16 protein-coding genes are annotated in these 13926 nt (G+C 41.8%); 2 read left to right on the top strand and 14 right to left on the bottom strand.

Annotated features, from left to right (window positions below):
* Positions 1-3: 3 nt before the first annotated feature.
* The 4 genes from CSV69_RS13685 to rpsF all read right to left on the bottom strand — a co-directional run bounded on the left by CSV69_RS13685 (position 4) and on the right by rpsF (position 2332).
* A complete protein-coding gene (locus tag CSV69_RS13685; RefSeq protein ID WP_099693692.1) occupies positions 4-942 on the bottom strand; it encodes a DUF2232 domain-containing protein in 939 nt (312 codons plus the stop codon).
* Between the two features lie 250 nt (positions 943-1192).
* Positions 1193-1429 carry a 30S ribosomal protein S18 gene (gene rpsR, locus CSV69_RS13680; RefSeq protein ID WP_029054370.1) on the bottom strand — a complete coding sequence of 79 codons (237 nt, stop codon included), beginning with the start codon at positions 1427-1429 and terminating at the stop codon, positions 1193-1195.
* 46 nt (positions 1430-1475) lie between these two features.
* Complete coding sequence (ssb, locus tag CSV69_RS13675; protein WP_085427687.1) at positions 1476-1997, bottom strand: single-stranded DNA-binding protein; 522 nt, start codon at positions 1995-1997, stop codon at positions 1476-1478.
* Between the two features lie 47 nt (positions 1998-2044).
* The gene (rpsF, locus tag CSV69_RS13670) at positions 2045-2332 is read right to left on the bottom strand and encodes a 30S ribosomal protein S6 (RefSeq protein ID WP_085132250.1); all 288 of its coding nucleotides are present in this window, start codon (positions 2330-2332) and stop codon (positions 2045-2047) included.
* 155 nt (positions 2333-2487) lie between these two features.
* Between rpsF and CSV69_RS13665 the strand changes: the two genes are divergently transcribed.
* The gene (locus tag CSV69_RS13665) at positions 2488-3030 is read left to right on the top strand and encodes a DUF3267 domain-containing protein (RefSeq protein ID WP_099624938.1); all 543 of its coding nucleotides are present in this window, start codon (positions 2488-2490) and stop codon (positions 3028-3030) included.
* 190 nt (positions 3031-3220) lie between these two features.
* Here CSV69_RS13665 and ychF read toward each other — a convergent pair whose 3' ends face one another.
* From ychF to CSV69_RS13650, 3 genes are all read right to left on the bottom strand, one after another.
* Positions 3221-4321 carry a redox-regulated ATPase YchF gene (gene ychF, locus CSV69_RS13660; RefSeq protein ID WP_085427688.1) on the bottom strand — a complete coding sequence of 367 codons (1101 nt, stop codon included), beginning with the start codon at positions 4319-4321 and terminating at the stop codon, positions 3221-3223.
* A gap of 94 nt (positions 4322-4415) precedes the next feature.
* Positions 4416-4613, bottom strand: a complete 198-nt coding sequence (locus tag CSV69_RS13655; protein ID WP_083034454.1) for a DUF951 domain-containing protein — start codon at positions 4611-4613, stop codon at positions 4416-4418.
* A complete protein-coding gene (locus tag CSV69_RS13650) occupies positions 4594-5529 on the bottom strand; it encodes a mechanosensitive ion channel family protein (protein ID WP_085427689.1) in 936 nt (311 codons plus the stop codon). Before CSV69_RS13650 ends, CSV69_RS13655 begins: the two co-directional genes overlap by 20 nt.
* Before the next feature lie 112 nt (positions 5530-5641).
* Between CSV69_RS13650 and yyaC the strand changes: the two genes are divergently transcribed.
* On the top strand, positions 5642-6283 hold the full coding sequence (gene yyaC / locus CSV69_RS13645) for a spore protease YyaC (RefSeq protein ID WP_085427690.1): 642 nt from the start codon (positions 5642-5644) through the stop codon (positions 6281-6283).
* Here yyaC and CSV69_RS13640 read toward each other — a convergent pair.
* From CSV69_RS13640 to mnmE, 7 genes are all read right to left on the bottom strand, one after another.
* Positions 6194-6898: a DUF554 domain-containing protein gene (locus CSV69_RS13640; RefSeq protein WP_085427691.1), complete on the bottom strand. Its 705-nt coding sequence runs from the start codon at positions 6896-6898 to the stop codon at positions 6194-6196. The genes yyaC and CSV69_RS13640 overlap by 90 nt on opposite strands.
* Positions 6899-6966: 68 nt before the next feature.
* Positions 6967-7803, bottom strand: a complete 837-nt coding sequence (locus tag CSV69_RS13635; protein WP_085427692.1) for a ParB/RepB/Spo0J family partition protein — start codon at positions 7801-7803, stop codon at positions 6967-6969.
* A complete protein-coding gene (locus CSV69_RS13630; protein WP_085427693.1) occupies positions 7796-8557 on the bottom strand; it encodes a ParA family protein in 762 nt (253 codons plus the stop codon). Before CSV69_RS13630 ends, CSV69_RS13635 begins: the two co-directional genes overlap by 8 nt.
* A 194-nt stretch (positions 8558-8751) precedes the next feature.
* Positions 8752-9624, bottom strand: a complete 873-nt coding sequence (gene noc / locus CSV69_RS13625) for a nucleoid occlusion protein (protein ID WP_099693691.1) — start codon at positions 9622-9624, stop codon at positions 8752-8754.
* A gap of 76 nt (positions 9625-9700) precedes the next feature.
* On the bottom strand, positions 9701-10423 hold the full coding sequence (gene rsmG, locus CSV69_RS13620; RefSeq protein ID WP_085427695.1) for a 16S rRNA (guanine(527)-N(7))-methyltransferase RsmG: 723 nt from the start codon (positions 10421-10423) through the stop codon (positions 9701-9703).
* Between the two features lie 51 nt (positions 10424-10474).
* On the bottom strand, positions 10475-12364 hold the full coding sequence (gene mnmG / locus CSV69_RS13615; RefSeq protein WP_099624942.1) for a tRNA uridine-5-carboxymethylaminomethyl(34) synthesis enzyme MnmG: 1890 nt from the start codon (positions 12362-12364) through the stop codon (positions 10475-10477).
* A 30-nt stretch (positions 12365-12394) separates the two neighbouring features.
* Positions 12395-13780, bottom strand: a complete 1386-nt coding sequence (gene mnmE, locus CSV69_RS13610; protein WP_099693690.1) for a tRNA uridine-5-carboxymethylaminomethyl(34) synthesis GTPase MnmE — start codon at positions 13778-13780, stop codon at positions 12395-12397.
* Between the last annotated feature and the right edge of the window lie 146 nt (positions 13781-13926).

Below are 13926 nucleotides of genomic sequence, written 5' to 3'. Positions count from 1 at the left end.
CTCCTACGCTCTCTTGTCTTTATCTATCCATGTACGAATGTTAATGGCGATATCCAAAACACCTAGCATAACGGTGAAGGGACTGAGGAACATGGCAAATAATGTAGCTAGCACATTGACGATCAATGGAAGCTTCATCTTGCGCAATGCATAATAAATCAGCGCCAAACCTTGTAAGAAGAATAAGAATCTAAAGATGAGAATGGCATTTGCCTCCATTAGATAAAATGTCGTCCCTTGTTCCGGTTGCGATAAGATGGAAACCAATAGCAACACTAGATAGGCTACTACCGTTGCAAATGGTAGGCGCATGTTAAGGAAAGAGGCAAATTTAGGAACTTCAAAACGTAAGCGTTTCGCTACCGCTAAGATGGGCATGATAAACATATAGGCCACCACGAAGGTAGATAAAATAAACAGCGAAGGCACAATGGTTTGATAATACGTAAACGCCTCTGCCACAGTCCGTTCCATATCCTTCGTTGAACTTCCCATTCCAGAGAGTATTACAAACGCTTCTTTCTGTATAGCTTCAAATTGTTGTAGCAACTGTTCGATCGGATTAATTTTCATGAACCAGACAGTACCGAGATACAATAAGCTTAGTGAGATGAGCAACGTGACGCCTGTTGCCATAAATACATAAAGCTTTGTCTTGCCTGTCCGTACAGTATCTCCAATTATGAATCCAACTGCGCTCAATACAATTGCCGCTGGAATGGAAAGTAATCCGCCAATCAATAATGTGATAAGCCATGTACACACAGCAACCATCAGCGTGGAGACTCGGTCATAACGCAAACGATAAATCGTAATGGGCAATGGAACTAGCAATATTGTCAATAACCCAAGTAATGGCACGTACAAAGTCATTGCCAGTAATATAGCGAAGAGTGCTACCATCATCGCACCATACGTAATTCTACTTGCTTGATCTTGCATATTTACGCCTCAATTCATTCATTGCTTCTTTTGCCACCAATCAGTAATTAGGAGACAAAGTGTTACATTCCTTAATTCATATAAAGCTACATTCATCCTTCTAATTGTATCACGATTCGATGTGAAATCAAAAATACAGGCAGTTGTCGTTTCCAGCAAATTGGATATGTAGTGAATAATCTACTATTGCATTTTGTATAAATAAAAAACCACCACTGACTGAGTAACTCAGTCAGTGGTGGTTTATATATTACCGCTCTTCAGATACGAACGGAAGAAGTGCCATAATGCGTGCACGTTTGATTGCTACCGTCAATTTACGTTGGTATTTAGCGCTTGTACCAGTAACTCGACGAGGCAACATCTTTCCGCGCTCAGAGATAAACTTCTTCAACAAATCTACATCTTTATAGTCGATGTGTGTGATGTGGTTAGAAGTAAAGTAGCAAACCTTACGGCGTTTGCGACCTCCACGACGTGGTGCCATAATTGTTGTCCTCCTTCCTATTTACGTTATCAAGTGAACCGTTCTATCAGAATGGCAAGTCGTCATCCGTTACTTCAATCGGACCGCCGCCTGGTTGGAATGGATCATTATCGACACGTGTCATATTTTGCTGATTCGGTTGGTAGGATTGCTGGTTATTGTATCCTTGTCCCTGGTCTTGAGAAGGTGCATTATACGAAGGTGCTCCACCACCATAAGATGGTGTCTGCTGCCGTTCTGTATTAGAACTCTTCGGCTCCAGGAATTGAGTACTGTCCGCAACAACTTCTGTCGTGTAAACGCGCTTACCGTCTTGACCTTCGAAGCTGCCCGTCTGTATACGGCCATCCACTCCAGCTAGACTTCCTTTTCGTAAGTAATTCGCGATATTTTCAGCCTGTTTACGCCAAGCAACACATGTGATGAAATCGGCTTCTCGCTCTCCTTGCGCGTTAGCGAACGCACGGTTCACTGCAAGTGTGAAACGAGTTACAGCGATTCCAGTCTGTGTATACTTCAGCTCAGGATCTTTTGTTAATCGACCAACTAAAACGACACGGTTTATCATTCAGAATCAAACCTCCCTCATCATAGATTTTTAAATTTTATATCAGATTACGCATCTACACGAATTGTCATATGACGAATGATACCTTCGTTGATGTTCGCTAGACGTGTAAATTCATCGATTGCTTCAGCACCAGCGTTAGCAGTTACTAATTGGTAGTAACCTTCACGTAAGTCGTCGATTTCGTAAGCAAGACGACGCTTGCCCCACTCTTTCGACTCGATGATTTCCGCTCCGTTTGAAGTTAGGACAGTATCAAAACGTTCAATCAACGCTTTTTTCGCGTCCTCTTCAAGAGTTGGGCGCATAATGTACATAATTTCGTACTTTCTCATCAATAGTCACCTCCTTATGGACTTGGGCCCTACTTTTACAAGTGGGCAAGGAGTAAGTAAATTTAATATTACTCACATCAGTACATGTTATCACAACGTAATTGAAATATCAACCCCCGATATACTATACTGAATGGAATAAGGAGTGATTTCATATGGAAGAACAACAGCCTGTGATTGTCGAGCTCGATTTACAGAAAATAGCGAAGCAAAGTCTTTGGCTCACTTTACTACCGCTCATAGGACTAGTATTAATTCGCAGTCTGCTACAAGGTGAAGTCTCTTTGACATTTTCAGTATGGTATGTTGTCTATGCTTTGATTGGATATATTTTATTAATTATTATACATGAGTTTTTTCATTTGCTAGGTTTCCGTATTTTTTGTAATGTGCCATGGAAGAACATGGCGTATGGTGTCAATTTGAAGATGGGTGTTGCGTACGCTACTGCAGATCAGTTGATGGACAATAAAGGTATTCGCAAAGCGTTATTATTACCATTTTGGATGACAGGTGTGTTGCCTGCTGTTCTGGCGTTGTACTTTAATGATGGCGTGCTGTTGCTGTTAGGTGCGATGCTAATCGGCGGAGCTGCCGGAGATTTTGCTATGTATAAGGAGTTAAAGAAGTTTCCGGATGATGCACTAGTGAAGGATGATCCCGAGTTGCCTAAGTTATATGTTTATCCAGCTCAATAAAGTGAAGAAGCTGGCAGTAGGAGGGAAGCGGCCCAAGATTGTGCCCCCGAAAAGCGTACGCTGGCTAGTGTTGCAATCCCCTCGTACTCACTAATTAACTTTCTACTACTTACCTCCGTAATTCTTAAACTTTGCTAACTCCAAACCAATAAAAAGGCTGATTCTCACGGGGAGAATCAGCCTTTTTGTATTATACGTTAAAGCGGAACAGCATAACGTCGCCGTCTTTAACGATGTATTCTTTACCTTCCAAACGAACCTTGCCGGCTTCTTTAGCCGCTGTCATGGAACCGTGCTCCACTAAGTCGTCGTATGCTACCGTCTCTGCACGGATAAATCCGCGTTCAAAGTCGGTATGGATTACGCCAGCACACTGTGGTGCTTTCATGCCTTTGCGGAATGTCCATGCACGAACTTCCTGCACGCCTGCCGTGAAGTATGTTGCAAAGCCAAGTAAGTTATACGTCGCTTTAATCAACTGATCAAGACCTGATTCCTTGATACCTAACTCTTCAAGGAACATTTCCTTCTCGTCATCTTCAAGCTCAGCCATCTCTTCTTCGATCTTCGCACATACTACGATTACTTCTGCATTGTCCTTCTCTGCAAAGTCACGAACTTGTTGTACATATGGGTTATTATCTGCATCTGCAATTTCATCTTCTGAAACGTTTGCAACATACAACATCGGTTTGATCGTCAACAAGTGCATGCCTTTAACGACTTGAAGCTCATCATCAGTTAATTCAACGGAACGAGCTGCCATTGCATTTTCAAATGCATCACGTAATTTCAGTAGAATTGGCTCTTCTACCATCGCTTCTTTGTCTTTTTGCTTCGCCATTTTGGAAACACGCGCCAAACGCTTATCTACGCTTTCCATATCCGCTAGAATCAATTCTAGGTTAATGACTTCGATATCATCGATTGGACTTACTTTTCCTGATACGTGCGTGATGTTTTCATCCACGAAACAACGGACAACCTGACAAATTGCATCTACTTCACGAATATGTGATAGGAACTTGTTACCGAGTCCTTCACCTTTACTTGCGCCTTCTACGATTCCTGCAATATCCGTAAATTCGAATGCAGTCGGCACCGTCTTTTTTGGTGTGACAAGCTCAGTCAATTTATCCAAACGCTCATCTGGCACCTCAACGATTCCTACGTTCGGATCAATCGTACAGAACGGATAGTTCGCTGCCTCTGCTCCTGCCTTTGTTATTGCATTAAATAAAGTGGATTTCCCAACGTTCGGAAGACCTACAATCCCAGCTGTTAACGCCATTATTCCCACACCTTTCTTATCTATCCAAAGCTTACATTATTCGTTAGTCAACCATTTCATTATAAGGACAATGCGTGAGATTGTCCATGTGCTGTCACGACTCGTTCTTTAGCAGAACCTTTTTCATCTTTTTGGCGAATTCATTACGCGGTATCATGACGCTGTGTCCGCATCCTTCACATTTAATCCGAATATCCGCGCCCATCCGAATAATCTTCCATGCATTCGTTCCACATGGATGTTGTTTTTTCATCTCCACCACGTCATGCAAATTAAACTCTTTGTCCGCCATCATATGAATCCCCTTCCTTTTGTTCATCACGGATCACCATTTTTGGATAAGGAATTTTAATTCCATTCTCATCCATAAACTTCTTCAAGTCTTGACGAAGTTTGCGACCTACGCTGAAATTGGCTACCGGCTCCGTTTCTGCAGCTATACGCAAAAGGATTCTGGACGGTTCCATACTTTGTACGCCCAATACTTCCGGAACTCCAATCACTTCTGAATAACGATCTTTCGGCAATCGTTTCAAGAATTCCTTGATTAATTCCTCTGCGCGATCAATATCCGTTTCATAGGATAACGCAAGATCAAGCAATACCATGGAATTGGTAACAGAGTAGTTGACAACTTCACCTATTTGTCCATTCGGGACGGTATATAACTCTCCACCATACAATGCAATCTTTGTTGTACGGAGACCAATTTCCATGACCGTTCCTTCACCTGAGTTAATACGTACATAATCCCCTACTCCAAATTGATCTTCGAAAATGATGAAAAACCCTGAAATGACATCCTTTACTAAACTTTGAGCACCAAAGCCGACAGCCAGACCAAGCACGCCTGCACCTGCAAGTAGACCTTTTGCGTCTATCTTGAACTCTGTCAGAACGGCTAGTATAGCGGAGAAATAGACAATGTATTTCAATGCGTTTTCTAAAAGTTTGATCATGGTCTTTTCACGTCGTTCTGTTTTGCGCATCGGACTTTTCAACTTAATAGCGAAGAATCGCCTTATTAATACTTGCCCTACTTTTACTACTACACCTGCCACCACAATAATCAAGAGAATGCGAATAGCAAAAATTCCAGTAGAGAGCCAAAAGTCGGCACTGAATATCGTATCTTTTACTTGTTGCATTGCTGCTTCTAAACCTTTTAGGCTTTCTTTCGCTTCTTCTGTAGCAGAAGTTGTTGCCATTGAAAGAAATCCTCCTTTCGTATAAACCAGTTCGCCCGAGGATATACTGCACAGCAATACCTGAGCAGAATACTCTTCAGCGTAAATAATCACAAAGGACTGGTGTCATCCTATGTATAGAGCTGAATCCTCTTCCTATCATTACCGAATTTCCAGTAAAGAAACCGGTGTCGTGTGGAAATTAAGTTCTTACTTCGCGCAACATATACCCTTCAAACAGCAACCAATCATATTTTATTGTATTGGAACGGATCGCTCTACCGGCGACTCGCTTGGTCCGTTGACCGGCTCTTACTTGTCTGAACTAAGTCTATTCCCTTACAAGGTAGTCGGCACGTTACGAGACCCTTTGCACGCGCTTAACCTGCAGCAACGTATCGAGTTAACAAAATCCATGTATCCCGATGCATTCGTAGTCGCAATTGATGCATGTCTAAGTAAAAAGGACGCAGTTGGTGATCTATTGTTTCATAGCGGACCTATTGCACCTGGCAAAGCGGTTGGTAAGGAACTACCACCTGTTGGCGATGTATCAATCAAAGGAATCGTTAATATCGGTGGATTCATGGAGCAAGCCGTCTTACAAAGCACTCGGCTACATCTACCGTTTGAAATGAGTCGTATGATTGGTCGAGCCTTGCAACTAGCACATCATCGTCAGCCATCAAAAGGCGTATACAATCGTTACGATGATCGCAACTACACCAATCCCTGGGATGAAATTAGCTACCCTGATTTTCGTCAAGCCGATTAAATTTAATCCGATTGCCGCAATCATTAAGCCACCTGTAGCGGTCATTTCAGAGATGAATAACTCCATTAACTCATCAGGGACAAACCGACTGAGGAATGTAGCTAGGAAAGTTATACTTCCTTGATAAATGAATAGAGGTACGGCTGCAAAAGCTACACCTATTCCTAAAGTGGAACTAAAGATAATGGAAGTAAATCCATCCAAGATTCCTTTCATTACCAATACATTGTGATCATTACGCAGACCACTATCAATAGCACCGATGATTGCCATGGAGCCTACGCAAAAGAACAACGTAGCCGTTACAAAACCTTGAGCAATTCCCGGCCCAGCCTTTTTGGTAGGTAACTTTCTTTCAATCCAATGCCCCAATTGATTAACCTTTTGATCAAGATCAATTATTTCACCAAGAATTGCACCTATGACTATACTAAGAATGACAATGACAATTTGTGTTGTTTCGAATGTCATTTGCAATCCAATAGCTACGACAGCCATACCAATTCCATACATGATCGTTTCTTTCATTCGTTCTGGTATTGCGTATAAAAACCTACCAATTAATGTACCCACTATAATCGTAAATACATTAAACAGCGATCCAAACAATATCATGATGTCACGTCCAAGTTCTCTTCAAGAATAAAACCTATTTTGCAATGAAAGCAAAATAGGTTTTTGTATCATCGCTCTGCGTTCAATAATTCAAGAATACGTTCGAAGTCTTCATCCGAATGAAACTCGATTTCAATTTTACCTTTTTTCTTGGTTTTTTTGATAGTAACATTCGTACCGAATTGCTCACGCAATGTAGTTTCTTGGGCTTCAATAAATATATCTTTTTTCTTTTCCTTTTTTGTTTCACGTGGAACATCTTCATTTAAACGTTGTACTAGTTTCTCTAATTGACGGACATTTAACCCTTCCGTCTTAATCTTTTCAGCAATGGCTAAGATTTGTTCTTTTTTACGCAAACCAAGAAGCGTACGGCCATGTCCCATAGATAGTATTCCTTGGGAAATGTCTTTCAAGACCTTTTCGGGTAACGCCAGTAAACGGATATGGTTGGCGATATGTGGTCTACTTTTGCCTAGTCTAAAGGCAAGTTGTTCTTGTGTTAACTCTAGACTTTCCATCAAGTTTTGATAGGCTTCCGCCACTTCTATTGGTGATAAATCTTCACGCTGCAAGTTTTCAAGAATAGCCATTTCCATTGATTGCTCATCTGTTAGATCACGTACAACGGCTGGAATTTCCTTTTTACCTGCCAATTCAGAAGCTCGGAATCTTCTTTCCCCTACTACTATTTCATACTGCGTCCCTACACTTCGTACAATAATAGGTTGTAGAACGCCATGTTCCTTGATGGATTCGCTCAATTCAATCAAGGACTCTTCATTGAATTCTTTACGTGGCTGGTATGGATTGACTTTAATACTTTTCAGGCGTAAAAGTTCTACCTTTTCCAATGACTCTCGAGGAAATAATGCATTAAGACCTTTACCTAGACCTTTACTCATTCTCCACCACTTCCTTTGCCAGCTCTAAATATACTTCCGCACCTTTGGATCGTGGATCATATAATATAATGGGCTTACCATGGCTCGGCGCTTCGCTTAAACGAACGTTACGTGGGATGATCGTTTTGTACACTTTATCTTGGAAGTATTTCTTTACTTCTTCAATAACTTGAATACCTAAATTCGTACGTGCATCAAACATCGTCAATAATACCCCATCAATATAGAGCGATTCATTCAAATGTTTTTGAACGAGACGGACTGTGCTCAGTAATTGACTAAGTCCTTCGAGCGCATAATATTCACATTGCACAGGAATGATGATGGAGTCAGAAGCCGTCAGTGCATTCAAAGTCAAGAGACCAAGTGATGGCGGACAGTCAATAATGACATAGTCGTAATCGTCTTTGATGTCTTGAATTGCGTGTTTCATGCGAACTTCACGTGAAATAGTAGATACTAACTCAATTTCAGCTCCTGCAAGTGAAATGGTCGCAGGAACAATTTCAAGATTTTCGATATCCGTTGGAAAAATAACATCTCGTACCGGTACATCGTCGATTAAAATATTATAAATACAATCTTGCACGTCGCCTTTGTTTACACCGACTCCACTCGTTGCATTTCCTTGTGGATCCGAGTCAATTAAGAGCACTTTTTTGCCTAAATGGGCAAGGCATGCGCTTAAGTTTACAGAAGTCGTCGTTTTGCCGACTCCTCCTTTTTGATTTGCTATAGCAATAATCTTACCCACTCTTGCACCTGCTTTCTTTCCTAATTCATTTATCTTAATAGTACACCAAAATTTTACTAGTTGCTTCTTATGTTTAAAATACCTGACAAAAAATGTGTTCTATGTGGTCTATTTCAGTTTATCATCTTCACTGTGCGAACTCTATTGATATATAAGAAAACTCTTGCTAGTATGTCAGCAAGAGTTTTCATACGTCACTTTTTACATATCTTTACCGTGATTGTGTAGTATTCTTCGGAATCTACTTCTTCGGATTCTACTTCAATCCCACTCTTGGCCATTAGTACCAGTGATTCGCGCAACGTATTTACTGCGATACGAACATCCTTACTAACAGCTTTCTGTCGAGGTCCGCGCTTTCTTGCAGGTTGCACTTTCTCAACTGATTCAGTTGGGTACAAGATCTCTTTAATCCTAGCTTCCAGATCTTTAACATTATATTGATTCGTTTTGATCTCTTCCAACACTTCCATCTGAAGTGCGGATTCCTTTAAAGGTAATAATGCACGTGCATGACGTTCAGATATTTCTTTTTTCAAGATTGCTGTTTGAACTGGTTCAGGCAACTTCAACAAGCGCATCTTATTCGCAATGGTAGACTGCCCCTTACCAAGTCTTTGTGCCAATGCTTCCTGTGTCAATTCATGCAGTTCCAGTAAACGTTCATAAGCATGTGCTTCCTCAATTGCCGTCAGTTCCTCGCGTTGCAAGTTCTCAATTAAAGCAATAGAGGCCGTCTCTTTATCATCCAGGTCCCTTACAATTGCCGGTACTTCTGTCCAGCCAAGCTTACGCATCGCACGATATCTTCGTTCCCCAGCAATGATTTCGTATGATCCGTCCTCTTTTGTACGAATGACAATTGGTTGAATGACGCCATGTGTATGAATCGTTCTAGCAAGTTCTTCAATCTTTTCTTCATTAAAAATTGCCCGTGGCTGGTATTGATTCGGTATGATTGTATCAATACCTATCTGTGCTACCTTCTCCAGATGCTGAACTCTAACTTCTTCTATCGTAGCCATCTTTTCTCCCCCACCAAAAAAACGCGAAAAAGTACTTTTCAACCTCTGCACCACCTTTTCGGAACTATTCCCTCTTATCTCTTCTATACAATTGTTTCACGTGAAACATTCCCCTAAATCAGTCTGCTGTAATCGGTGTTTTATTAGGCACACCTGGTTTTCTTGGGTATTTCTTCGGTGTCTGCTTCTTCTTTTCAAAGACAAAAATGTGGCGTTCACTATTTTCTTCCGGTAAAAGGAATGCATGTTCATTCTGTAAAACTGCCCCTAGTAGTTTTACAGCACGTGTAGCATCTGCCATTTCGTTGGAGGCATCTGCACCTTTCATGGAAACAAAGAGCCCCCCCTGCTTGGCAAGTGGAATACAGAGTTCCGACAATACCGACAAACGTGCTACTGCGCGCGCAGTCACTACATCAAACTGTTCACGATACTTCGGATTACGGCCGAACTCCTCTGCTCTTGCATGGACGAATGCCACTTTTTCAAGCTTTAATTCACTAGCTAAATGGTTTAAAAATGTAATACGTTTGTTCAAGGAATCTACAATCGTTACGTGAAGATGTGGATAGATAATCTTTAACGGGATACTCGGAAAACCTGCGCCCGCTCCTACATCACAAATTGATTCATACTTCGTGAAGTCTACGTAAAATGCACTTGTGATGGAATCATAAAAATGTTTTAGATATACAGAAGGTGCATCCGTAATAGCCGTTAGGTTCATCTTTTCATTCCACTCAACGAGTACTTCAAAGTAACGTTTGAACTGTTGTTTCTGCGTATCGGACAATTCAAAGCCTTTCTCTTGTAGCGCTTCGTAAAACTGTTCTTCCGTCATGTTCTCATTCCTTTTCAAGAAGACTGACGCACCTAAGCGCCAGTCCTATACTCACCCGGATACTTTCGCAATCTTTCCTTGTTCAATATAGACAAGTAAGATCGAGATATCTGCTGGATTGACACCCGAAATACGTGATGCCTGTGCTATCGACAACGGCTGGACTTCTTTAAGATTGGCCTTTGCTTCTTTGGCAATACCTGAAATTGCATCATAATCAATATTTTCAGGAATCCGCTTATTCTCCATCTTCTTCATTCTTGCTACTTGTTGCATAGACTTCTCAATGTACCCTTCATACTTAATGAAGATCTCAACTTGCTCTGCCACTTCATCGCTAATTTCTTCAAGAGGCGGAACCACTTTGCATAATTCGCTGTACTTCATTTCAGGTCGCTTTAATAAATCAGCTGCCTTCATTGGTTCACGAAGTGCTGCTCCACCTGCTTCAGCGATAATTGCTTGAACTTCGTCTGTCGGTTTAATTGATATCTTGCGTAAATGTTCAATCTCCGCATCGATTTGTGCTTTCTTCGCCAAAAACTTCGTATGGCGCTCTTCACTAATCATTCCATTTTGATAACCTATCTCCGTCAAACGCATATCGGCATTGTCATGTCGTAATAATAGACGATATTCAGCCCTTGACGTCAATAGACGATACGGTTCGCTTGTACCTTTAGTGACAAGGTCGTCGATGAGTACGCCAATGTATGCATCACTTCGACCCAGCACAACTTCTTCCTTGCCAAGTACGTTGCATGCTGCATTGATTCCCGCCATCAGTCCTTGTGCTGCAGCTTCCTCATATCCGGATGTTCCGTTGATTTGGCCAGCTGTGTACAAGTTTTTAATCTTTTTCGTTTCTAGCGTCGGCCATAATTGTGTAGCAATGACGGAATCGTACTCAATTGCATAACCTGCACGCATCATTTCAGCCTTTTCAAGTCCTGGTACACTTGCAATCAAGCGGTGTTGTATATGCTCGGGAAGACTTGTTGACAATCCTTGTACATATACTTCCCTTGTATTACGACCTTCAGGCTCGAGGAAAATCTGATGACGTGACTTGTCCGCAAAACGCACAATCTTATCTTCAATGGATGGACAATAGCTTGGTCCTTTTCCTTTAATTACGCCCGAATACATCGGGGATAAGTGAAGATTATCATTGATAATTTCATGCGTTTCAGGAGTCGTATACGTCAACCAACATGGCAATTGATCCATGATGTATTCCGTTGTTTCATAGCTGAATGAACGCGGTACATCGTCTCCTGGCTGAATTTCTGTCTTGCTGTAATCAATTGTATTGCTGTTGATACGTGGTGGTGTACCCGTTTTAAATCGAACCGTCTGCAAACCAAGCTCCTGTAAATGTTCAGCCAGTTTGATTGACGGCATTTGGTTATTCGGCCCACTGGAGTATTTGAGATCTCCGATGATGACTTCCCCGCGTAAAAATGTACCCGTTGTAATAATAACGGTCTTCGCACGGAATATTGCGCCAATCTGTGTCACAACGCCTTTTATTTCATCATCTTCTACGATTAATCGCTCGACGACTGCTTGGCGAAGTGTCATATTCGGTTCCTCTTCCAGAATGCGCTTCATTTCTTGCTGATACAATACTTTGTCTGCTTGTGCACGTAAAGCACGCACTGCTGGACCTTTCCCTGTGTTCAATAAACGCATTTGAATATGCGTCTTATCTATGACTTTTGCCATCACACCGCCAAGTGCGTCTATTTCACGCACTACAATCCCTTTTGCAGGCCCTCCCAAAGAGGGATTACATGGCATGAAAGCAATCATGTCTAAATTCATTGTTAAAACTAATGTCGATGCGCCCATCTTGGCTGATGCGTAGGCTGCTTCTGCGCCTGCGTGTCCAGCACCAATGACGATACAATCGAACGTGCCTGCTTCAAATTGTGGCATGTTCGTTCATCCTTCCCATTTATAAAATCATTATTTTCCGAGGCAGAACTTTGAGAACAACTCTTTAATTAAACTATCTTGAACGGTATCTCCGATGATTTCACCGAGAATTTCCCACGTGCGTGTAACGTCTATTTGAATCATATCAATAGGAACTCCTGCTTGTGCTGCTTGTACTGCATCGTCAATCGTATTACGCGCCTGCTTTAGTAACGAAATGTGGCGGGCATTGGATACATACGTTAAGTCATTAGATTCCAATGAACCTTCAAAGAACAGTGCAGCAATCGCTTCTTCCAACTCATCAATACCTTGCTCTTGCAGAATGGAAGTAGTAATCACGCGGTCTCTTCCTGCCAATTCATAGACTCGATCCAGATCAATTTTTGCTGGCAAGTCTGTTTTATTGACGATTACGAGCATGTCCATACCGGCAACAGCTTCAAATAATCGCTCATCTTCATCTGTTAACACTTCAGAACTATTCACCATCAATAAAATGAGATCCGCCTCTTTCAGTACCTTCCTGGAACGTTCCACACCAATCCGCTCGACAATATCCTCTGTCTCCCGGATTCCTGCAGTATCGACAAGACGCAAAGGAACTCCACGAACATTGACATACTCTTCTATAATATCACGGGTAGTGCCCGCAACATCAGTAACAATCGCTTTGTTTTCCTGCACTAAGCTGTTAAGTAACGATGATTTTCCAACGTTTGGACGTCCTACAATTACAGTAGATAATCCTTCACGCAAGATCTTCCCTTGTGATGATGTACGCAATAACTCATCAATCTCATTCATTACCCACGTTCCTTTTTCAATCATCAAAGGAATTGTCACTTCTTCAACATCATCGTATTCCGGATAATCTATATTAACTTCCACTTGTGCAAGTGTTTCGAGTAATGCCTGTCGCAATTCGCCGATCAAGTGGGATAGTTTCCCCTCCATCTGATTCAGTGCAACGTTCATGGCTTTATCTGTTTTGGCCCTGATCAAATCCATAACTGCTTCGGCCTGGGATAAATCAATCCGGCCATTAAGAAATGCTCGTTTAGTAAACTCGCCGGGTTCTGCTAATCTAGACCCCTCTGTCAATACCAATTGGAGTACTCTATTGACTGAAGTGATGCCTCCGTGACAGTTGATCTCCACAATGTCTTCGCGCGTGAAGGTCTTTGGTGCTTTCATGATCGACACCATGACTTCCTCCACTAATTCTTCAGTGGCGGGATCGTGCAAATGTCCATAATGAATTGTGTGCGATGGTTGTTCGCAGAGTGGTTTCGCCGCTGGTGACTGGAATATACGGTCTGCAATCTTCCATGCGTCATCGCCGCTCAGACGAACGATGGCAATCGCTCCTTCTCCCATGGGAGTGGAAATGGCGGCTATCGTATCAAAATGCAAGTTTTTCACCTTCCTGGCTTCGTTGTGCACATGTGCATATCTTTTATAGCGAATACTACTTTCTAACAACCTATATTATCATAAATCGTCGGAATCTCCTAGCACGCGAATTTAAAAAAATGTGGATAAATTCAGGAATTTTGAAC

Origin of the sequence: Sporosarcina sp. P26b (assembly GCF_002743245.1) — a bacterium.
Lineage (GTDB): Bacteria > Bacillota > Bacilli > Bacillales_A > Planococcaceae > Sporosarcina > Sporosarcina ureae_C.
The sequence above is the reverse complement of the archived record's forward strand: the minus strand, read 5'-3'. Positions and strand labels throughout refer to the sequence as shown.

Excerpts from the sequence above, each read along its gene's own strand:
- CSV69_RS13685 (WP_099693692.1), bottom strand. The coding sequence starts at position 942 with ATGCAAGATCAAGCAAGTAGAATTACGTATGGTGCGATGATGGTAGCA.
- rpsR (WP_029054370.1), bottom strand. The coding sequence starts at position 1,429 with ATGGCACCACGTCGTGGAGGTCGCAAACGCCGTAAGGTTTGCTACTTT.
- ssb (WP_085427687.1), bottom strand. The coding sequence starts at position 1,997 with ATGATAAACCGTGTCGTTTTAGTTGGTCGATTAACAAAAGATCCTGAG.
- rpsF (WP_085132250.1), bottom strand. The coding sequence starts at position 2,332 with ATGAGAAAGTACGAAATTATGTACATTATGCGCCCAACTCTTGAAGAG.
- CSV69_RS13665 (WP_099624938.1), top strand. The coding sequence starts at position 2,488 with ATGGAAGAACAACAGCCTGTGATTGTCGAGCTCGATTTACAGAAAATA.
- ychF (WP_085427688.1), bottom strand. The coding sequence starts at position 4,321 with ATGGCGTTAACAGCTGGGATTGTAGGTCTTCCGAACGTTGGGAAATCC.
- CSV69_RS13655 (WP_083034454.1), bottom strand. The coding sequence starts at position 4,613 with ATGGCGGACAAAGAGTTTAATTTGCATGACGTGGTGGAGATGAAAAAA.
- CSV69_RS13650 (WP_085427689.1), bottom strand. The coding sequence starts at position 5,529 with ATGGCAACAACTTCTGCTACAGAAGAAGCGAAAGAAAGCCTAAAAGGT.
- yyaC (WP_085427690.1), top strand. The coding sequence starts at position 5,642 with ATGTATAGAGCTGAATCCTCTTCCTATCATTACCGAATTTCCAGTAAA.
- CSV69_RS13640 (WP_085427691.1), bottom strand. The coding sequence starts at position 6,898 with ATGATATTGTTTGGATCGCTGTTTAATGTATTTACGATTATAGTGGGT.
- CSV69_RS13635 (WP_085427692.1), bottom strand. The coding sequence starts at position 7,803 with ATGAGTAAAGGTCTAGGTAAAGGTCTTAATGCATTATTTCCTCGAGAG.
- rsmG (WP_085427695.1), bottom strand. The coding sequence starts at position 10,423 with ATGACGGAAGAACAGTTTTACGAAGCGCTACAAGAGAAAGGCTTTGAA.
- mnmG (WP_099624942.1), bottom strand. The coding sequence starts at position 12,364 with ATGCCACAATTTGAAGCAGGCACGTTCGATTGTATCGTCATTGGTGCT.